The sequence below is a fragment of the Pseudofrankia inefficax genome (genome assembly GCF_000166135.1).
GTDB classification, from domain to species: domain Bacteria; phylum Actinomycetota; class Actinomycetes; order Frankiales; family Frankiaceae; genus Pseudofrankia; species Pseudofrankia inefficax.
This window is the reverse complement of record NC_014666.1, coordinates 6,356,449-6,375,990: the sequence shown is the minus strand read 5'-3', so window position 1 is coordinate 6,375,990 and position 19,542 is coordinate 6,356,449. Positions and strand designations below refer to the sequence as shown.

The 19,542-nt window shown below is 72.2% G+C and carries 18 protein-coding genes; 6 read left to right on the top strand and 12 right to left on the bottom strand.

Features of this window, described 5'->3' with window-relative positions; all coding sequences use genetic code 11:
* Positions 1 to 28: 28 nt before the first annotated feature.
* Together FRAEUI1C_RS25725 and FRAEUI1C_RS25720 are read right to left on the bottom strand one after the other, a co-directional pair.
* Entirely contained in the window at positions 29 to 1,063 is a 1,035-nt protein-coding gene (locus tag FRAEUI1C_RS25725) for an aldo/keto reductase (RefSeq protein ID WP_013426288.1), read from the bottom strand.
* 115 nt (positions 1,064 to 1,178) lie between these two features.
* Positions 1,179 to 2,084: a phosphatase PAP2 family protein gene (locus tag FRAEUI1C_RS25720; protein WP_013426287.1), complete on the bottom strand. Its 906-nt coding sequence runs from the start codon at positions 2,082 to 2,084 to the stop codon at positions 1,179 to 1,181.
* A gap of 320 nt (positions 2,085 to 2,404) precedes the next feature.
* Between FRAEUI1C_RS25720 and FRAEUI1C_RS25715 the strand changes: the two genes are divergently transcribed.
* Entirely contained in the window at positions 2,405 to 2,878 is a 474-nt protein-coding gene (locus FRAEUI1C_RS25715) for a nuclear transport factor 2 family protein (protein WP_013426286.1), read from the top strand.
* Positions 2,879 to 2,938: 60 nt separating this feature from the next.
* Here FRAEUI1C_RS25715 and FRAEUI1C_RS25710 read toward each other — a convergent pair whose 3' ends face one another.
* Entirely contained in the window at positions 2,939 to 3,991 is a 1,053-nt protein-coding gene (locus FRAEUI1C_RS25710) for a TIGR03617 family F420-dependent LLM class oxidoreductase (protein WP_013426285.1), read from the bottom strand.
* Positions 3,992 to 4,028: 37 nt separating this feature from the next.
* The gene (locus tag FRAEUI1C_RS25705) at positions 4,029 to 4,976 is read right to left on the bottom strand and encodes a COG4705 family protein (RefSeq protein ID WP_013426284.1); all 948 of its coding nucleotides are present in this window, start codon (positions 4,974 to 4,976) and stop codon (positions 4,029 to 4,031) included.
* 191 nt (positions 4,977 to 5,167) lie between these two features.
* Between FRAEUI1C_RS25705 and FRAEUI1C_RS25700 the strand changes: the two genes are divergently transcribed.
* Complete coding sequence (locus FRAEUI1C_RS25700) at positions 5,168 to 6,085, top strand: COG4705 family protein (protein ID WP_013426283.1); 918 nt, start codon at positions 5,168 to 5,170, stop codon at positions 6,083 to 6,085.
* Between the two features lie 11 nt (positions 6,086 to 6,096).
* On the opposite strand, the gene FRAEUI1C_RS25695 is transcribed toward FRAEUI1C_RS25700, so the two are convergent.
* Together FRAEUI1C_RS25695 and FRAEUI1C_RS25690 are read right to left on the bottom strand one after the other, a co-directional pair.
* Positions 6,097 to 7,509, bottom strand: coding sequence for a sensor histidine kinase (locus FRAEUI1C_RS25695; protein ID WP_013426282.1), 1,413 nt, complete (start codon positions 7,507 to 7,509; stop codon positions 6,097 to 6,099).
* Positions 7,509 to 8,171 (bottom strand): response regulator transcription factor, encoded by a 663-nt coding sequence (locus tag FRAEUI1C_RS25690; protein WP_013426281.1) that lies wholly within the window; start codon positions 8,169 to 8,171, stop codon positions 7,509 to 7,511. Before FRAEUI1C_RS25690 ends, FRAEUI1C_RS25695 begins: the two co-directional genes overlap by 1 nt.
* 414 nt (positions 8,172 to 8,585) lie before the next feature.
* Here FRAEUI1C_RS25690 and FRAEUI1C_RS25685 point away from each other — a divergent pair, with 414 nt between their 5' ends.
* From FRAEUI1C_RS25685 to FRAEUI1C_RS37240, 4 genes are all read left to right on the top strand, one after another.
* Positions 8,586 to 9,122, top strand: a complete 537-nt coding sequence (locus tag FRAEUI1C_RS25685) for a DUF4232 domain-containing protein (RefSeq protein WP_013426280.1) — start codon at positions 8,586 to 8,588, stop codon at positions 9,120 to 9,122.
* 261 nt (positions 9,123 to 9,383) lie between these two features.
* Positions 9,384 to 10,613 (top strand): toxic anion resistance protein, encoded by a 1,230-nt coding sequence (locus FRAEUI1C_RS25680; protein WP_013426279.1) that lies wholly within the window; start codon positions 9,384 to 9,386, stop codon positions 10,611 to 10,613.
* A gap of 75 nt (positions 10,614 to 10,688) precedes the next feature.
* Positions 10,689 to 11,201, top strand: coding sequence for a hypothetical protein (locus tag FRAEUI1C_RS25675; RefSeq protein WP_013426278.1), 513 nt, complete (start codon positions 10,689 to 10,691; stop codon positions 11,199 to 11,201).
* Positions 11,202 to 11,337: 136 nt separating this feature from the next.
* Positions 11,338 to 13,254 carry a TerD family protein gene (locus tag FRAEUI1C_RS37240; RefSeq protein WP_013426277.1) on the top strand — a complete coding sequence of 639 codons (1,917 nt, stop codon included), beginning with the start codon at positions 11,338 to 11,340 and terminating at the stop codon, positions 13,252 to 13,254.
* Here the strand turns inward: FRAEUI1C_RS37240 and FRAEUI1C_RS25655 are convergent.
* From FRAEUI1C_RS25655 to FRAEUI1C_RS25630, 6 genes are all read right to left on the bottom strand, one after another.
* Complete coding sequence (locus tag FRAEUI1C_RS25655) at positions 13,210 to 13,878, bottom strand: DUF4276 family protein (RefSeq protein WP_013426276.1); 669 nt, start codon at positions 13,876 to 13,878, stop codon at positions 13,210 to 13,212. The genes FRAEUI1C_RS37240 and FRAEUI1C_RS25655 overlap by 45 nt on opposite strands.
* Complete coding sequence (locus tag FRAEUI1C_RS25650) at positions 13,875 to 15,182, bottom strand: AAA family ATPase (RefSeq protein ID WP_013426275.1); 1,308 nt, start codon at positions 15,180 to 15,182, stop codon at positions 13,875 to 13,877. Before FRAEUI1C_RS25650 ends, FRAEUI1C_RS25655 begins: the two co-directional genes overlap by 4 nt.
* A 57-nt stretch (positions 15,183 to 15,239) precedes the next feature.
* Positions 15,240 to 15,911 (bottom strand): nitroreductase family protein, encoded by a 672-nt coding sequence (locus FRAEUI1C_RS25645; RefSeq protein ID WP_013426274.1) that lies wholly within the window; start codon positions 15,909 to 15,911, stop codon positions 15,240 to 15,242.
* Between the two features lie 265 nt (positions 15,912 to 16,176).
* The gene (locus FRAEUI1C_RS25640) at positions 16,177 to 16,842 is read right to left on the bottom strand and encodes a helix-turn-helix domain-containing protein (protein WP_013426273.1); all 666 of its coding nucleotides are present in this window, start codon (positions 16,840 to 16,842) and stop codon (positions 16,177 to 16,179) included.
* Positions 16,843 to 16,947: 105 nt separating this feature from the next.
* A complete protein-coding gene (locus tag FRAEUI1C_RS25635) occupies positions 16,948 to 18,135 on the bottom strand; it encodes an NAD(P)/FAD-dependent oxidoreductase (protein ID WP_013426272.1) in 1,188 nt (395 codons plus the stop codon).
* Positions 18,132 to 19,535, bottom strand: a complete 1,404-nt coding sequence (locus FRAEUI1C_RS25630) for an FMN-binding glutamate synthase family protein (RefSeq protein WP_013426271.1) — start codon at positions 19,533 to 19,535, stop codon at positions 18,132 to 18,134. Before FRAEUI1C_RS25630 ends, FRAEUI1C_RS25635 begins: the two co-directional genes overlap by 4 nt.
* Between the last annotated feature and the right edge of the window lie 7 nt (positions 19,536 to 19,542).

Sequence of the window (19,542 nt, the reverse complement as noted above, 5' to 3'; positions counted from 1 at the left end):
CACCCGGCCTGACGGAGCCCGAGGCCCGTCAGGGCCGGCGGCGATGTTCGGGGCGCAGCGACGGGTCTCCGGTCATGTGGAAGACGCCGGCGATGTCGGTGCCCGGGCGGACCACCTGGTCGATGGCGTCGAGGGTGGCGTCGTCGAGGACCACGTCGACGGCGGCCAGCACGTCGTCGAGCTGCTCGATGGTCTTGGGGCCGATGATCGTCGAGGTGATCGCCGGGTGGCGGTCGACGAACGCGAGCGCCAGGTGGGTGAGCGAGAGGCCGGCCGTCGCCGCGATCTTCGACAGCTCCTCGACCGCGTCGTACCTGTCCTCGGAGGCCGGGTCGGCGGAGATCGTGCGGCCCCGGGCGAACACGCTGCCGGCGGCGTACCGGGAGCTGGCCGGCTCGGCCTGGCCGCGGCGGTACTTGCCGGTGAGCCAGCCACCGGACAGCGGGCTCCACGGGATCACGCCGATGCCGTGGCGCAGGCAGGCCGGGAGCGCGGACTGCTCCACGGACCGCGCGAAGATCGAGTACTGCGGCTGCTCGCTGACGAAGCGCTCGCTGCCGCGGCGCTGGGCGGCCCACTGCGCCTCGACGATCCAGTCCGCCGGGAAGGTCGACGAGCCGAGGTAGCGCACCTTGCCCTGGCGGACCAGGTCGGTGAGAGCGCCGAGGGTCTCCTCGAGGTCGGTGTCCCAGTCGTGCCGGTGGACCTGAAAGAGGTCGAGATAGTCGGTGCCGAGCCGGCGCAGGCTGTCCTCGGCGGCCTTCATGATCCACCGCCGGGACCCGCCGCGCTGGTTGCGGTCGTCGCCCATCTGGTTGAAGCACTTGGTCGCGATGACCACGTCGTCGCGCCGCCCCTTGACGGCTCGGCCGACGATCTCCTCGCTCTCGCCGCGGGAGTAGATGTCGGCGGTGTCGATGAAGTTGATCCCGGCGTCGAGCGCCCGGCCGATCATGCGTTCGCACGCGTCGTGGTCGGGGTTGCCGATGACCCCGAACATCATCGCGCCCAGGCACTGGCTGCTGACCTCGACGCCGGTTCGGCCGAACTTGCGGTACTTCATCCACACTCCCCAGGTCAGTCGGCACACTATCGCGGTCCGTCGCGACGTTCGCCCCGCGCGCCACAGGCCCGGCGCCGCCGCGCCGCCGCGGCCCGGCGTGGCGGGCCGTTCGACGTCAGCCGTTGACCGCCCATTCGTCGGTGCTGGTGCGTGACCCCGGAACGCCGCTCGGCTGGCTCTGGCCGACCCGCTGCCGGGGCCAGGCCGGCAGGGTCCCGGCCGGCCAGTGGCGGCGCCGCCCTTCCGCGATGGCCCAGCTACCCAGCTCGGCCAGCGCCAGCAGGACGACCGCGACGATCCCGTCGGCCCAGTAGTGGTTGGCCGTGACGACCACGACGAACGTCGTGAGGACCGGGTGCACGACGATGAGCCAGCGCCAGCGGCTGGGGCTGACCCGGATCACCTCGACCGCGATGAGGAACGCCCACGCGACGTGGACCGACGGCATGGCCGACAGCTGGGCGGCCACGCCGCTGCCGAACTCCCCGTACACCGACTGGCCGAGCTGGACCGCCTCGTCGACGAAACCGACCGAGGTGAGCATCCGCGGCGGCGCCACCGGCAGGAAGACCTGAATGAGCAGGCACGAGCCGGTCAGCAGCACGATCGTGTTGCGCGCCGACGGGTAGCAGGCGCGGTGCCGGATGAACAGCCAGCACAGAAAAGCGATCATGGCCGGGAAGTGCACATTGCTGTAGAAGGTGTTGGCCAGCCGCAGCGCGCTCTCGTGCCGGAGCATGAACCGTTCCAGGCCGAGCTCGCTGGGCAGGCGCAGCCGCTGCTCGGTGTGCCAGAGCCACTCCCCGTTGCGGATCCCGCCGGCCACGCGGGTGATCGCGAGGATGCGCACGACCTGCCACAGCCCGAACAGCGCGAGGATGATCCCCGACTCCCGGGCGGCCGCCGAGACGATCTCCAGCGCGCGGTGGGGCCGGAAGTGATTGACCACCGCGCACGTCAGCGCCGCCGCCAGGAGCACGCCCGCCACGACGACGGCCGCCTGCCAGGTCAAGATCAGCATCCGACTCCCGTCGCCGTGGACCACCGGTCACCGAGCCAGTCGCGGTGCGCGCGACAGCGGGCCCACCGCCGGTCAGGCGTGGTCAGACGGACGATGGCTGCCTGTTCGTCACCGTACGTTCGTTTCGCCCGGCGCGTCACCGGTCCTCCGCCGGTGCCGTCGACGGTCGAGTCACCCCGATCATGGGATCGAGGGCGGTCGCGGTACGGCCCGGGTCGGCCGCGTCGCGTGGCGGGGCGCGGTGGCGGGCTGTCTATCGTGGTCGTCGTCAGCCGGCCGGGCGGTGCCAGGTGCCGCGCGGGAGCACCCGAGGAGAGGCGATGCCCGACTCACCCCGCCCACCGTTGCCGCCGTTCACCGCGCAGAGCGCCCGCGAGAAGGTCCGCAAGGCCGAGGACGCCTGGAACAGCCGCGATCCCGGTGCCGTCGCGCTGGCGTACTCGGCGGACAGCCGCTGGCGCAACCGTGCCGAGTTCGTCAACGGCCGGGCCGAGATCACCGAGTTCCTGGCCCGCAAGTGGACCAGGGAGCTGGACTACCGCCTCATCAAGGAGCTCTGGGCGTTCGGCGGGCACCGGATCGCGGTGCGGTTCGCCTACGAGTGCCACGACGACTCCGGGCAGTGGTACCGCTCGTATGGCAACGAGAACTGGGAGTTCAACGACGAGGGCCTGATGGTCCGCCGGCACGCCAGCATCAACGATCTGCCCATCGCGGAGGCCGACCGCCTCTATCACTGGCCGCTCGGCCGCCGGCCCGACGACCATCCCGGGCTGAGTGACCTGGGCCTTTGACCTCCCCGTTCGGCGGCGCGGGCGGTTGAGGCGGGCGCCACGCCGCGGGACGCGCCCGGCTCAGGAGGTGGGCGCGGCGGCCGCGGCGAGTGTCTTCGGTGTGGCGCCCGGCAGGGCCTGAATGGCCGCGATCATCGCGCCGGTCTGCTCGGCGGTGAAGGACGCCGGCGGGTTGAGGGTGAGCCGGGTGGCCAGGTCGCCGTAACGCTGCGCGACGCGGGCGGGCAGGTCGTCCGGCGCGGCGACGATGCCGAACGTCTCGACCACCTCGTCGTCGACGAGGGCGGCCATCTCGGTCCAGCGGTTCTGCTTGGACAGGGCGGTCAGCTCGGTGCCCAGGTCCCCCCAGCCGTGCAGTTCGAGGACCGCGCGGTAGGCCGGCGTCGAGCCGTAGAACGAGATCTGGGCGCGCATCCGCCCGACCGCCTCGGTGATCTCCTGGTCGGTGCCGGTCGCGACGAAGCCGCCGACGACGATGTCGAAGTCCTCCAGCGTCCGGCCGGCGCGCCGGCGGCCCTCGGCCAGCGCGGGAATCGTGTGCTCCCGGATCCAGCGCGGCGTCGTGAACCAGTGGCAGAAGAAGCCGTCCGCGACCTCGCCCGCGGCCCTGGTCATCCCGTCGCCGACCCCGGCGAGCAGGATCCGCGGCGGCCCGAACGGGTGTGCCGCCGGCACGAAGGCCGGCGGCATCAGCGTGTGGCGGTAGTACTCGCCCTCGAAGGCGAGCGGAGTGCCCTGCTCCCAGCTCGTCCAGGCCGCCCGCATCGCGAGCACGAACTCCCGCATCTGCGCGGCGGGCCGGCCCCAGGGCATCGAGAACCGGCGGGTGATGTGCGCCTTCACCTGCGAGCCGAGGCCGAGAGAGAACCGGCCACCGGAGAACCGCTGCAGGTCGTTGGCCGTGTAGGCGAGCGCGACGGGGGAGCGGGCCAGCGCGACCGCGATCGACGTGCCCAGCCGCAGCCGCGACGTGGCCGGGGTCGCGACCGCCAGCGGCAGGAAGGGGTCCGAGCTGACCTCGCCGGTCCACATCCCGTCGTAACCCGCCGCCTCGGCCGCGGTGGCCTGGTGCGCCGCCGTCTCCAGGCCGCCGAGTGTGCCGTCTACCCGCACCCGCCACCTCCCGCTCTCGCCGCGCGTCCGCGGCCGCTCACCAGTCTGTCGGTTCCGCCTCGACGGTGCGCCGGTTGCCGTAGGGCTCGCCATAGGGGGCATCGCGGTAGGTCTCGCCGTACTGGCCGGGCACCGTTCGCGTGGGCGCAGTCCGTCCCTGTGCGGTCCGCTCGGGTGCGGCCGGCATCGTGGCGTCGTGGGCCTGGACGTCAGCCCCGGTCCACGCCAGGTACGCGACGAAGACGGCGATCAGGACCGCGGCGACGATCGTGACGGTCCCGTCGCCGTAACCCAGGCCGTTCTTCGTCTTGTCCTTGCCGAGCCAGTCGGCGATCGACGCCCCCAGCGGCCGGGTGAGCACATAGGCGAACCAGAATGCGACGACCTCGTTCATCCAACGCATCCGGTAGGCGATGAGCGGCACCAGGATCAAGACCGCGTAAAGGACGCTGGATGCCGCGTAGCCCAGGTTCAGCGTGAACGCGGTGAAGTCACCGGCGGCCGTGCCGAGGGCGAACGTCGCCAGCACGGTCAGCCAGTAGTAGATCTCCCGGCGGGGGGTGTTGATGCTGTGAATCGACAGTGTGCCCTCGGACCGGTGCCACAGATAGAAGATCACAGCCAGGGCTATCGCGTAGCCGGCGGTCACCACCGCATACGGAATTCCGATCAGCTTGTGGAAGCCGTCGGCGGCCATCGTGCCGAACAGCGCTACCATCGCGACCGCGAACCAGTAGACGGCGGTGACGTACCGGCGGGTGCGCAGCTGCAGGATCATGCCGACGGCGAACCCGAGCAGCCCGAGCGCCGCGGCGACCGGGACGCTCTTGTTCGCGAGGAAATCGGACGCGGCCTCACCCATTCCCGTCGTGAGGACCTTCACGATCCAGAACATGACGGTGATCTCGGGCACCTTCGCCGCGACCTGCCGTGCCGCGTGGTGCCTCCCGCCCTGGGATCTCCCGCCGTGAGATGACGAAGTCATTGCGCTCCTTTCGGGGTCGCAGCCGGTGGGGGCCGCGCGGTCGCGGCGCACCAGGCGGTTGTTCGGTCTTGTCGGTCAAAGGGCGCGTGAACTGATACATATCAGCGTGGCGGGTTGGCTCCGCGCCCAGGCCCACCGCCGGTCGGGGCTGGTCAGGTTGTTTTCAGGTCGATGCTGCGAGTGTCTCGACCGTGAACCTGACAAATTCGGCGGGAAGCAGGCGGCGCGCGGGCCGGACGATGCTCAACAAGGTCCCCGAGATAACCGTCTACTTCTGGATAATCAAGGTCCTCTGCACGACGGTCGGGGAAAGTGCCGCCGACTACATCAACAGCACGTTGGGTTTCGGCCTCGGTAACACGACGGCGGTGATGGCGGTGCTGCTCGTCATCGCCCTGGTCGCCCAGTTCAGGCTGGACCGGTATGTTCCGGGCGTCTACTGGACGGCGGTCGTGCTGATCAGCGTCGTCGGCACCCTGGTGACCGACAACCTGACCGACGGCCTGCACGTGAGCCTGATCGTCAGCACGATCGCGTTCTCCGCGCTCCTGGCGCTGACCTTCGCGTTCTGGTACCGGTCCGAGGGCACGCTGTCGATCCACAGCATCGTGACCGGCCGGCGTGAGGCGTACTACTGGCTCGTCGTGCTGTTCGCCTTCGCCCTCGGCACGGCCGCCGGTGACCTGCTGATCGACCGGCTGAGCTTCTCCCCGCTGACCGCGGTCATCACCTACGCGGCCGCGCTCGCGGTCGTCTTCGCGGCGTACCAGTTCCTCGGCCTCGGGCCGATGGTGTCGTTCTGGATCGCCTACGTGCTGACCCGTCCGCTCGGTGGCTCGACCGGGGACTACCTGAGCCTCGGCCCCGACGAGGGTGGCGCGGGCCTCGGCACGCTGGGTACGAGCCTGCTGTTCCTGGCCGCGATCACCCTGACGGTGGTCTACCTGAGCATCACCGGGCGAGACCGGACGGAGGTCGTCCAGGCGGGCCGGGCGAGCGGTGCCGCCGTAGCCGACCCGTCGGTCATCCCACCGGCCCGGGACTACGCCGCGGGGTCGCGGGACGACAGCTGGATGGACGAGTCGGCTGGCCGGTTCGGCCAGCGGTAGACGGCGGCCGGTCATCCGGTCGCTCCGACCTCGCCGCCGCTGGCGCCCTGCCCCCCCAGGGTGCCGGCGGCGGCGAGCGGCCGTCCGGTGGCGTCGGGACCGGCGTCGTCCCAGCCGGTTTCCGGGAGCGCGGGCAACGTGAGAACCACGTGGCCGCGGGCCTCGGGCACCACCCGGACATCGCCGCCGGCGAGCCGCGCCAGCCTGCGCGCGAGCGGGAGGCCGAGCCCGGCGCCGTCACCGGTCGCGCCGCTGCCCCGGTAGCCGGGCTCGAACACCGCCTCCGCCTCCTCGGCGGCGAACCCCGGCCCGTCGTCGAGGACGGCGAGCCGGACCACCGCCCGGCAGCCGGCGCTCGCGCCGGGCTGGTCCAGGCGGAGCACGATCGACCCACGGGAGTAGCGCAGCGCGTTGGCCACGATCGGTGCCAGCATGCGTTCGGCCAGCCCCGGGTCGCAGAGGGCCACCGCGGTGGTCCCGCTCACGCTGACCACGGTTGCGGGCCCCGCGGGTCCCGCGGCCTGGGTGGCGACGGCGAGGAGATCAACCCGGCCGGTGGTCGCGGAGCCGCCGTGGGCCTTCAGCAGGGTCTCGACGACTCCGGTGAGCTGATCGACCTCGTCGACGACCTGGCCGAGGGTGGCGCGCAACGGCTCGCTGCCCGCGTCGTAGCGCGCCGAGGTCTCCGCCACGGCCCGCAGCCGGGCGAGCGGCGCCTTCAGCTCGTGCGCGATCTGCGAGGTCACGAGAGCCTCGTGGCGCAGGCTCGCCGCGAGCCTGGTGAGCAGCCCGTCCAGGGTCGCGGCGAGGCCGGTGATCTCGTCGCGCGGCGGTCCGAGCCCGAACCGCTGGTCCGGGGCGTGCGCGCCCCAGTCACGGGCACAGGCCGTCATCGCGGCGACCGGGCGCAGCGCCGAACCGACCAGCCGGCGGGCGAGCAGCGCCGCCCCAGCCAGCACCAGGACGTCGAGCAGCACGGCCGCACCCACGGCCAGCCGCTCGCTGTGGGTGTACGGGGCGAGGCTCAGGGCCACGACGACCATGCCGACGTGACGGGTCCCGTCCTGGACGCCGACGGCGCGCAGCTCCACCTGGCCGACCACCCGCGTGCCCGGACCACCGGACGCCAACGCCCGGGCCGCCTGGTCGAGCGAACGATCGCCAGGCGGGCGGGCGACCAGCGTCAGCCCGGGGTCGTACAGCCAGAGGACCGGCTCGACCGCCTCGTCTCCCGGGGTCTCCTCCAGCACCAGGCGGCCACCGTCCACGGCGACCAGAGCCGTGGCGCCCCTGGCGCGTGAGGCGAGCAGCGCGCTGGCGTCGTGGCGCAGCCAGCCGTGCAGCAGCAGCCAGAACGCGACCGTGAACAGCGCGAGTGACGCCGCCAGCACGGTGACCGTGAGCAGCACCAGCCGGCGGCGCATCAGTCGAGCCGGTAGCCGACGCCACGGGCGGTGGCGATCGACGCCTGAGCCCCGACGACGCGCAGGGTGCGCCGCAGCCGCGTGACGTAGCTGTCCAGGGTGTTCTCCCGGACCACCGCGCCAGGCGGCCACGCACTGGAGATCAGGCTCGCCCGGCGGACGACCTCGCCTGGCCGGCTGACCAGCGCGGCCAGCAGGCGGTACTCGGTCGGCGAGAGCGGCACCGCCGCGTGCGGCCCGGCGACGACGTGGCGGACCGGGTCGAGCACCAGCTCGCGCGCCGCGGGCACCGGCGAGCGGCGCACCAGCACGTCCAGGCGCGCGAGCAGCTCGTCGATCGCGAACGGCTTCGTCAGGTAGTCGTCGGCGCCGGCGCCGAAGCCGAGCACCTTGTCGGCCACCGAGCCCTTGGCGGAGAGCAGCAGCGCCGGCGCGGCGACGCCACGGCCGCGCAGCGCGCCCAGCAGGTCGCGGCCGTCGGTGTCGGGCAGCGCGATGTCCAGGAGCAGGGCGTCCGGCCGCGCCGAGCCCTGCGCCTGGCGCAGGGCCTCGCCTCCGCTGCCGGCTGACCACGCGACGGCGAACCCCTCCAGGCGCAGTATCCGGACGATCGTCGCGCGCAGCACCTGGTCGTCGTCGACGACGGCGACCGCCCCGCGCATCAGCGGCTCCCGCGCGAGGCCCGGTCGCGCTGCCGTCGGCCGGGGCGGGAGCGCGGGCTGGTCGGCGCCACTCGTGGAGACGTCACCGCACGCACCACGATCGTCTCCGCCCGTCGGCCGCCTGGACTACTACAAGCTACTACGTAGCCGGGCGCATCCGCCGTGAGGGTGCCGCGACGGCGCGGAGCGTTGCCCTGGCCGGTGCGCCTCCCGGGTGGTGGCGTGGGCCCGGCGGCGAGTCTCGCGGTCACTGTCTGTGTTCGGCGGACGGCTCACGGGGAAGGACGCTCTCGCGAGGCTGACTCGGAGCGTCACCGTCGACTGGCGGTCCGTCACCGGGGCCGCCGCGCGGGAAGTCGTGGCGACCGTCGTGACCGTCGCGACGGCGCGCCTGTGGGCGCGAAGGGAGAGGCCATGCGAAGGATCAGTCAGTCTGTGGTGGCCGCAGCCCTGTCGGCTGGCGTCGTGTGCGCCGCCGCCACCGGAGCCGCGGCGGGCGGACCGCCGGCCCAGCACCCGGTCCCCGAGCACCGAGGGATTCCCTGCGTGGCGCTGAGCCCGTCGGTCACCGAGACCGAGGGTGCCGCCGGCAGCACCTACTGGACGATCACCTACCGCAACGTCGGGTCGCGGACCTGCTTCGTGAGCGGTTATCCGGGCGTGGCGTTCGTGGACGGGCACGGTCACCAGCTCGGCGCCACGGCCGCCCGCACCGGTGGCCCACCCAAGCTCGTGACGCTGCGGCCCGGCGGGAAGGCGACGATCACCCTGCGCGAGGTCCACGCGGGCCTGCAGGTCGGCTGTGAGACCGCGAAGACCTACCGCCCCGCGGCCGGCCTGCGGATCACCGCCCCGCGCGGCGGCTTCCCGCGCTACCTGTCGGCCAAGGGCACGAACGCCTGCCTGAACCGTTCGGTCCAGCAGCTCACCGTCGGCCCGATCATGGGCTGACCCGACGGGCGCGTGGCCCCGGGACGCCCGACGGCTGTCCCGGGGCCACGCCCGCCCCGACACCGCCCGGCGAGCCGGTAACGATCACCGCGCTGGCCCGGACACCCACCGCTGCCAGCCTGTCCGCTGGACGACCGACGCGCGCGAGACCGTCTGCTAGATATGTCGGCGTAGGGTCGAGCACAGTGGAACACCCCGCGTGAGCTCGAGAGCGAGCACTGCTCGGAGCGACGGATGGCGGGGCGCGGCGGGAGGGCCGACATGTCGGATGCGTTGAATCTCGGCGGGCCGCTGACGCCGCCGACCGTCTCCACGACCAAGCCCGGCGTGAGCCCGGTACAGCTCACTCCGCCGGCGCCGGTGGCCGTGATCCCGGACGACCAGGTCGACAGCATGGTCCCGATCGACGAGTCGACGCGGGCCCAGCTGCGCCAGCGGGCCGCCGCCTTCGCGGACGACCTCGCCAGCCAGGACCCGCGCAGCCCGGCGTTCCAGGAAAAGATCAACGACATCGCCCGGATGGGTGAGCGCGAGATCATCGCGTCCGCCCGGGTGTCGAACCGGATGCTCGACCGGCCGGCGGCGGCGATGAAGGCCAGCCGCGGCCGCGGCGGCCCGGTCGGCGACGCCCAGACCCGGGTGGCTGGCACGCTCGTCGAGCTGCGGCACACGGTCACCGACCTGGACCCGGGCCGCGCCGACCTCAAGGGCGCCCGCAAGCTGCTCGGCATGGTGCCGATGGGCAACAAGATCGCCGCCTACTTCCAGCGCTACCAGTCGGCCCAGAAGCAGCTCGACGCCATCATCACCGCGCTGGGCTCCGGCCAGGACGAGCTGCGCCAGGACAACGCCGCCATCGAGCAGGAGAAGGCGAACCTCTGGGCGGCGATGGGCAAGCTCACCGAGTACGCCACCCTCGCCAAGGCGCTGGACGGCGCGGTCACGGCGAAGGTCGAGCAGCTGCGGTACACCGACCCGCAGGCGGCCGAGGCGCTCAGCTCCGACGGCCTGTTCCCGATCCGCCAGCGCCAGCAGGACCTGCTCACCCAGCTCGCCGTCAGCGTGCAGGGCTACCTGGCCCTCGACCTGGTCCGCAAGAACAACATCGAGCTGATCAAGGGCGTCGACCGGGCCCAGACGACCACGGTCGCCGCGCTGCGCACCGCGGTGATCGTCGCGCAGGCGCTGGCCAACCAGAAGCTGGTGCTCGACCAGATCAACGCGCTGAACGCCACGACGAACGACATGATCGTGCGGACCAGCGAGCTGCTGCGCACCCAGTCCGCCGAGATCCAGGAGCAGGCCGCCTCGAGCACGGTCAGCGTCGAGGCGCTGCAGACCGCGTTCGACAACATCTTCGCCACCATGGACGCGATCGACACCTACCGCGCGAAGGCGGTCGACAGCATGGCCACGACGGTCGCCGCGCTGGAGACCCAGGTGGGACGATCGAAGTCGTACCTGGAGCGGGCCCGCGCGAACGAGCGCTGACCGCGAACGCGGGCCGACCGTCGGCGGTCCGGCGCGCGCGGAACCGCTCGGCTTGAGTGACGAACAGGAGGAGCGGTGTTCCGGCGACGGCGAGACGCGGAGGACCCAGGCAGCGGCACCCGCGTCGCCCCCGGCGAGAACGACCCGCGCACGGCGGCCGCCGGGCGGGCCCGCGAGCTGGGGACCGAGCTGGCCGGGATCGTCGCCCAGGCGGACCGGGACGGCGCCAGGCTGCCACCCGGCGCGGTCCCGGTCGTACGCGACATCGACGACGTCCTGCGCCCGTTGCTGCGCTACATCGAGGCCCGGTCCGCGCAGGCCGAGGAGCTGCGCAACCTCACCGCGATCATCAGCGACTACCTGCCGCGGGCGCTCGGCGACTACCTGGCATTGCCGGCGCGGTACGCCGAACGGCCGGGGCTCACCGGCAGCTCGCCCGCCGACGACCTGCTGCGCCAGCTCGTGCTGCTCGACGAAGGCGTGAACGAGCTGCAGGATCTCGTGTACACCGGAGATGCCGCGAAGCTCGCGATCCAGGCGCGGTTCCTGGACTCCAAGTTCCGCCGCTCCGACCTCGACCTCGACTGACCGGGCGACCCGCCTTGACCACTGAAGACCTGGACCGTCCGCGTCCAGCCGAAGACGCCGACCCGGTGACGGCCGGGCCGTCGCCCGAGCTCCTGGGCGGGGCACCTGCCGGCGCCCACGACCGGGCCGGTGTCCGATGAGCGTGACCCTGCCCAAGGGCGGCAACCTGCGGCTGACCGACGCCGCCCCCGGCATCGAGCAGGTCCGCGTCGAGCTCGGCTGGCGCGACCTGCCGGGCGGAGCGGGCGCCCTCGAGGTGGACGGCGTCGTCATCGTCGAGCATGCCGGAGCGGCCAGTGGGTCGCCGGAGGTGCTGCTCGCGCACCAGACGCCGAACCCGGGGGAGGGCGCGGTGACCTCGGCGGCACCCGCCGCCGGCCGGCCCGGTGCCGAGACGCTCGTCGTCACCCTGGCCGCGATACCGCCCGGGATCATCCGGCTGCGGCTCGGCGCGGCGATCTTCGACGCCGCCGCCCGCGGGCAGACCTTCCGGTTGGTGGGCGAGCCGTCCATCCGGGTGCTGAACCAGGCGGACGGGGCCGAGATCGCGCGGTACGACGTGGCGCCGGAGACCGGCCAGGAGACGGTCATGATCTTCGGCGAGCTCTACCGGCACGCCGGGAGCTGGAAGTTCCGCGCCGTGGGCCAGGGCTACACGAACGGCCTGCGCGGGCTGGTGGAACACGGCCACGAGGTCGAGCCGGCCCGCCCGGCCGACGTCGCCGCCTTCCTGACCCGCTCCTCGCCGACCCGCTCGCGCCGCAAGGTCGCCGACCACCTGCATCCGCCCCAGCCGACGGCCCCGGCCGCCAGCCCGACGCCCGCGGCCAGCCCGGCGTCAGGCCGGCCCGCGCCGTCCCGGCCGTCGGCCCAGCGTCCGCCGGCCGCGCCCGCCCGGCCGGGCGAACGCGGACCGGCGTTCTCCCGGCCGCCGGTGACGCCACGCCCGCCCGCCGCCCCACCCCGGCCGGGACCGCCGGCGCCGCCCCGCCCGGAGCCACCCGCGCCGTCCCGGCCCGCCACCTGGTCGCCACTCGACCTGGACGACGCCGCGCCGGCCCCACCCGGTGCGTCCGCGCCGCCGGCCGCGCCGGGCGGCCGCTCCGCGCTCGACCTCGGCGGCCCCGGGCACGGACCACATCCGTCCGCCCCGCCGTCCGCCCCTGGCCGCTCGCCGCTCGACCTGGACCGCGACGCCCAGCCAGCGCCGCCGTCCGCCGGGCCGCCTGCCGCCGGACACCCCGGCGCGGCTGGTGGTGGATCGGCGCTGGATCTCGGTGGCGGCGGCTATGACACGCCAGCCCCCGCCGATCACGGGCCGGGACCCTCGGCGCTCGACCTCGGCGGCCGCCCGGGCGCGTCCGGCGCCGGCCGATCGGGCGCGTCGTCGGGCGACGGGCCGCGCCCGGTGACGTTCGGCGAGCGGTCGGCCCGCTACCGGCAACGCCTGGAGCACGTCACCGCGCTCGACGAGGGCCACCCCGTGACCGCCTGGACCGCGGAGAAACGAGGCTCCGGCTCGCTCACCGTCACGCTGCGCTGGACCGCGTTGACCACCAGGACCGGGCTGCCGCGCCCGAGCGACCTGCAGCTCGGCTGCCTGTGGCAGGCGCTCGACGGCGCCTCCGGCGTGCTGCAGACCCTCGGCGGTGCCACCAGCGCGCCCGGCGCCGGCGCGTCCGGCCGGCAGGTCCTCGCTCTGACCTCACGCGACGAGCACGAGGGCCAGACGATGTTCGTCGACCTCCGTGCCCTGGCGACGTTCAAACGTTTCTTCGTCTTCGCCTACGGCCTGCACGGAGCGCCGGAATGGGACCTGCTGCGCCCGGTCCTCACCGTCGGCGCCCGTACCGGCGAGAGCCTCGAGATCCGCCTCGGAGACGCGCCGGCCGGGTCCCGGACCTGCGTAGTCGCGTCCTTCCACGTCGCCCAGGACGACCTGGTCATCCGCCGGGAAGACGTGTTCCTCACCGGCCCCCAGGCGGAGGCCGCGTTGCGCTACGGCTGGTCACTGGAATGGACCCCGGACGGCATGAGCCTGCGCGACCGGTAGCCCGTCAGGCGGGCGCCGGCAGCCTGCATCGAAAGTGGAATCTCCGAGGACATGCAGGAGATGGCGGAAGCTGCGGGAATGCCGTGCCGCCCGTGCTGGATCCAACCGCGCGCAGATCTCGACCGCGTCGTCCACCTTGTGGTAGGTCCTGCCGATGCTGGCCGACTGGAGTAGATCGATCGCCGCCAGGCGGTCCGCCTTGTCCGGCTCGACGCGCTTGGTGAGCGCCTCAGTCACCTTGAAACGTCCGGGCTGGGTCCGCAGCGCAGTCAGGTCGGCTATCAACCAGTTCTCCAGAGTGCGGTCCTTGAGAACGACCTGGACGGGAAGTGTGATCTTGGGATGCTTGGCGATGGCTGTTGCGACCTGCTCGGCGCGCGTGCCCGGACATTCCTCGGCGTCCTCTCGGTCCAGTAGCAGGACAGCCTGATCGGCGCGGCGTTGTTCGAGGATTTGCATTTTCTTTGCGAGTGAACTGGCAATCACGTTCGGCGGAGCCAGCGGATGAACATTCAGCTGGACTGGCTGTAGGAGCGTCTGGCCGCTGCGGTGCTCCAGTGAGGGTATGAGCCGAGGCAAAGCCTTGAACTCGCCGATTCCCTCGACCAGTAGCGCGATTCTCATTGATTTTCCGCATCACCCGGGGTCGCCTGTGGTATTCCGCCCGAGTCATAGAGCTCGAACAGGTTGGTCCCGCCGCCCTCCCAGACCTTGCGTACGTCGGTGTCCAGCTCGAGCATCTTCCCGATCTTGCTCTGGCCGCCTTCTCTCCACATGAGATGCACCGATTCGGCGGGGACGTAGTCGACGAGGACCGGCGAGTGGGTCGTCATGACGACCTGCTTTCCAGCCTGCCTCGTGCAGACCTTGAGGATCTCCCGGAGGATCCACGGGTGCAGTGCGTTCTCAGGCTCCTCGATACCCAGCAGCGGGATCCGGTCGTCGAATAGTGCCAGGACGAGCGCCAGCGCCTGAACGGTACCGTCGGACACCTCGCCGGCCGTCCATGGCCGGCCGACGCCACGCTCTTCGAATCGCAGGGCTAGCTTTCGGTCCTCGGTCGGGACAATGTCGATCTTGAGTAGGCCTGGAACGACAGTGGTCATGACCTCTTGGACGGAGAGCCAGGTGGCAGGGGCTGCCCGCCGAAGGTGGTCGGCTACGGCGGGAAGGTTCTCTCCGTACTGACTGAGCAGAACATTCGGCCCCGGCGCGGCCGGCTGACGGCATAGATGTGGAACTGGCCGGAGAATGCGGATCCCGGCGACAACCCCGCGCATTCTGGATGCTAGATTGCGGGCTGGTTCGGAGATTGCGTAAAATTTGTTGTCCGCGTCTTCCGGGCGGAAGAGGGTTGCAAGATTGGTTGGCCAGTTCTTGACAAAGATTTCGGCCAATATTTCAGAGACAGCATTCTCTGCTTCTTCGCGCGCCGTCGGTAGTTCTGCGAAGTCTGTCACGACACCTGAGCTGTCGACGTGCAGCGCGGTAGCGAGAGGAAACGAATCGGCCGTGCCCGAGATGCGCAGATGATTCGAGCCCAGGGCGTAGCTCGACACGGTCTCGGTGGCTTCGGCGTCGATGTTAAAAAGATGACGAATCCGCACGTCGCCAGGCGACTTCTGCATGGCCGACGACGTGCTCGTTGGCCGAGCCGAATCCGTGGCGGGATCCGTGACGTCGACATCGAACCCGACGGATCCCACCGCCTCGCCGCCGCGGCGGTAGGCGATACGGTCGTAGCCGCCGGCGGTCTGCATGGCCGCGTCGAGGCCTCGGGCGTAGACGTCGCCGAGGAAGGCGAGGCCCGCCAACAGATTGCTCTTGCCGGCGTTGTTCGGGCCGGTGATGACGGTCAGGTCGCCGAGCTCTAGGGTCAGGTCGCGCAGGGACCTGAACCCGGAGAGCCTGACCTTCTCCAGCCGCATGATCTCGATCTTACCGGCCTCAGTGCGCTGACCCGGTCGCCGGACGGCGGGCGTCGGTCAGCTCTCGTCCTTGATCAGGGGGTTGTCCCAGGTGTCCAGGGCGGTCACGCGGGCTACGGGCTTGCGGCGGACGGGGCCGTGGTTGCCCTCGGGCCAGCCGACGGCGACCAGGGAGGCGATCTGCCAGCCGTCGGGGATGCCGACGACCTCGCGCAGCTGCTTCTCGCCGAAGGTGAACCAGGTGCTCGGGACGGTGCCCAGGCCGTGGGCGCGGGCGGCGAGCAGGAAGTTCTGCACCGCGGGGAAGATGGAGCCGGCCTCCAGGAAGTCGCCGACGAAGCCGGTCGGCTCGTGGCAGAAGAGCACGTAGGCCGGCACGTTCTCGAAGTTCTCGACGAGGTGCAGCATCGTTCTGGTCAGCCGGGCCGCCTTCGACATGTCGTCGGGCGCCGGCCGTGGCTCGTAGCCGTAGATGCTGGTGCAGACCCAATCCCAGCCCGCTCGGAAGGCGGGGCCGAGGACCGCTCGGGCCTCGGGGGAGCGCAGGACGATGAACCGCCAGCCCTGGCGGTTGGAGCCGCTGGGCGCCCAGGTGGCCGCCTCCAGGCAGCGGGCCAGCACCTCGTCGGGCACCGGGTCCGGCTTGAAACGTCGCAGCGAGCGCGCGGTCCGCATCGCCTCGAACAGATCGACAGCCGGCGTGCCGCCGTGCTCGTTGGCCTCAGTCATCGCGACCTCCTCACCGCCCCACCCTCTCCCAAACCCAACTGCAACTTTGACGTCGCAGTCAAACCCGTGCGAGAAGCCCGAGTGACTCGGTGCTCTGGCGTGACCTTGATCGGGGTTTTGGCCCTGGGATGGTCGCGACGAGGGCGTCTCCACGACCACCGCAGGGCCGAAACGGCGATCATGACGGCATGGCGCCTGACTGGGCAGGGCCGCAGGGACCGGGACACCATGGCATATGGCTGGGCTGGGGCTGCCCGAGGGGCCGCTACTGGGGCTCCTCCGAGGTGCCGTAGGCGACGACGGACAGGAACCGGATGGGCAGGGAGATCAGCTCCTGAGGGCCGTGGACGCCCTCGCCGTCGAGCTGGAGGGCGTCGCCTGGGCGCAGGGTGTAGCTGGAACCGCCATGGCCGTAGACCATCTCGCCGTCGAGCATGTAGAGCAGCTCGGTGCCTGGATGCTGGAACAGCGGGAAGGTCTCGCTGCGCTCGGTCAGTGTGACCAGATGGGCCTCCATCCGCTTGTGCGGGCCGCGCAGGCCGCCGAGCAGCGTGTAGTCGTGGCCGACCCGGGTGCCGCGGGCGACGATCCTGCCTCCCGCGCCGGCCGGGGTGAAGACGGCCTCGCGCTGGTCGTCGGCGCCGCGGAACAGCGCGGTGACCGGTACGTCGAGGGCGTCGGCCAGCCGGGCGAGCGTCGTCAGGCTGCAGCTGGTGTTCGCGTTCTCGATCTTGGAGAGCATGGGTTTGGAGATGCCGCTGCGGGTGGCCAGCTCAGCGAGCGTGAGGCCGGCGCCCTGGCGCAGCCGGCGTACCTGGGCCGCGATGAGCCGTTCGAGCCGGCCCTCCTGCGACGCGGCCGCGTCGACCTCCCGGGCCGCCGGGCCCGCCGCCGGCTCGGCTGGCAGATCCTCGGGCTCGTCGTCACGCACGCTGGCCGTCCATGATCGAAGGATAGGGGTCGGCGGCCAGGAGAGGCTCCCGGTCGAGCGGCCGGGCGGCCTGGGGGCGCCGTGGGCCAGGCACGAGCCGCCGGGTCAGCGCATCTCACCCGCGCCGACGTAGGGATGGGGGCTGCGCAACAGGTCGTTCTCGGCGAAGCGGGTGAACCGGAAGTCGGACGCGGGAATCCGCGGGTCGTGGCTGTGGCCGTCGACGACCAGGTCCGCGACCAGCCGCCCGACCGCCGGTGAGATCTTGAAACCGTGGCCGCTGAAGCCGGCCGCGATGATCAGTCCCTCGATCGGGCTCGCCGAGATCACCGGATTGAAGTCCGGGGTGACGTCGTAGCAGCCGGCGTAGCAGCTCGTGACGCCCGCGCCCGTGAGGCCGGGGAAACGGTGGGACAGCTTGGCCGCGGCCCGCTCCAGGCACGCCTCGGTCGCCTGGTTGGAGTACGTGTCCGGGTCCGCGGGCGACGGGACGGACAGGTCGCTGTTGCCGAACAGGATCGCCCCGGACGCCTCCGGCCGGACGTACTGCAGCGACACCAGGTCCGAGAGCACCGGGACGACACCGAGGTCGACGCCCGGGTCGATCAGCACGATCTCCTCGCGGTGCACCGTGATCGGCAGGTCGAGCCCGTGCGCCGCCAGGAGCGGGACGGACCAGGGCCCGGCCGCGAGCACGACGGTGCCGGCCCCGATCGTCGAGCCGTCCGCGAGCCGCACCCCGGTGGCCCGGCCGCCGGCGACGAGGATCTGCGCGACCGGGCAGCCCTGTCGGACCGTCGCCCCGGCGCGGCGGGCCGCCGCCGCATAGGCCTGCGCCGTCGAGTAGGCGTCCCCGTACCCGCCACGCCGTTCCCAGGCGAAGGCGGCGAAGTCGTCGAGCCGGGCCGCCGGCCACAGCGTGGCGACCGCACTGGCGTCGATCTCCTCGGTGTCGACCCCGACGGCGCGCTGGGCGGCGAGGCTGGTCCGCAGCGCGTCGACGTTGGGCTCGCCGACGCCGACGACGTAGCCGGTCTGGTGGAAGCCGATCTCGGTGCCGAGCAGCTCGGCGGCGTTCTCGAACACCTCCAGGCTGCTCGTCGCCATCGCGGCCAGTGACGAGACGCCGTAGTGGCAGCGCACGATCCCGCTGGACTTCCCGGTGCCTCCGGAGCCGACCGTGGCCCGCTCACAGACGACGACGTCGGTGACGCCGCGCCGGGTCAGGTTCCAGGCCGCCGACGTGCCCTCCAGCCCACCGCCGATGATCACGACGTCGGCGGCCGGGCTCACAGCCCCTGCCCCGGGATCCAGCTGGTGCCGGCGAGCGGGACCCGGGCCATCGCGGCGGCCTCGATGGTGAGGGCGACCAGGTCCTCGGGCTCCAGGTTGCGCAGGTGCGACTTGCCGCAGGCCCTGGCGATGGCCTGTGCCTCCATCGTCAGCACCCGAAGGTAGTTGGCGATCCGCCGGCCGCCCTCGACCGGGTCGAGCCGGGCGGCGAGGTCCGGGTCCTGGGTGGTGATGCCGGCCGGGTCGCGGCCGTCCTGGTAGTCGTCGTAGAAGCCGGCCGCCGAGCCGAGCGCCGCGTACTGCTCGGCGTGGCGCGGGTCGTTGTCGCCGAGCGCGATGAGCGCCGCGGTGCCGATCGCCACCGCGTCGGCGCCGAGCGCCATCGCCTTGGCGACGTCGGCCCCGGTCCGGATCCCGCCGGAGACGACGAGCTGGACCTTGCGGTGCAGGCCCAGCTCCCGCAGAGCCTGGACGGCCTGCGGGATCGCGGCCAGCGTCGGGATGCCGACGTGCTCGATGAAGACGTCCTGGGTGGCGGCCGTCCCGCCCTGCATGCCGTCGACGACGACCACGTCGGCGCCGGCGGCGACCGCGAGCTTCACGTCGTAGTAGGTCCGCGACGCGCCGATCTTGATGTAGATCGGCTTCTCCCAGTCGGTGATCTCGCGCAGTTCCAGGATCTTGATGGCCAGGTCGTCGGGGCCGGTCCAGTCCGGGTGCCGGCAGGCCGAGCGCTGGTCGATCCCGGCCGGCAGGGTGCGCATCTCGGCGACCCGGTCGGAGATCTTCTGGCCCAGCAGCATGCCGCCGCCGCCGGGCTTGGCGCCCTGGCCGAGCACGACCTCGATCGCGTCGGCCCGGCGCAGGTCGGCCGGGTTCATGCCGTAGCGGGACGGCAGGTACTGGTAGACGAGGTGCTTGGACTGGCCGCGTTCCTCGGGCGTCATCCCGCCGTCGCCCGTGGTGGTGGAGGTGCCGACCTCGCTGGCACCCCGGCCGAGCGCCTCCTTCGCCTGGGCCGACAGCGCGCCGAAGCTCATCCCGGCGATGGTCACCGGGATGTCCAGGCGCAGCGGGTAGCGGGCGTTGCGGTCGCCGAGGACGACGTCGGTGCCGCACCGCTCGCGGTAGCCCTCCAGGGGGTACCGCGACATCGACGAGCCCAGGAACAGCAGGTCGTCGAAGTGTGGCAGCCGGCGCTTGGCGCCCCCGCCACGGATGTCGTAGACCCCGGTCGCCGCGGCGCGCTGGATGCTGGCGATCGTGGCCCGGTCGAAGGTGTGCGACTCCCGCAGCCCGAGCGAGGCCGGGTCGGGCCCGTTGGTGGCCCCAGGTGGTGTGGGCCCGGTCCTGGGCCCAGGGGATGTGGGCCCGTTTTTGGCCCCAGGTGATGCAGCCATGGAGCCC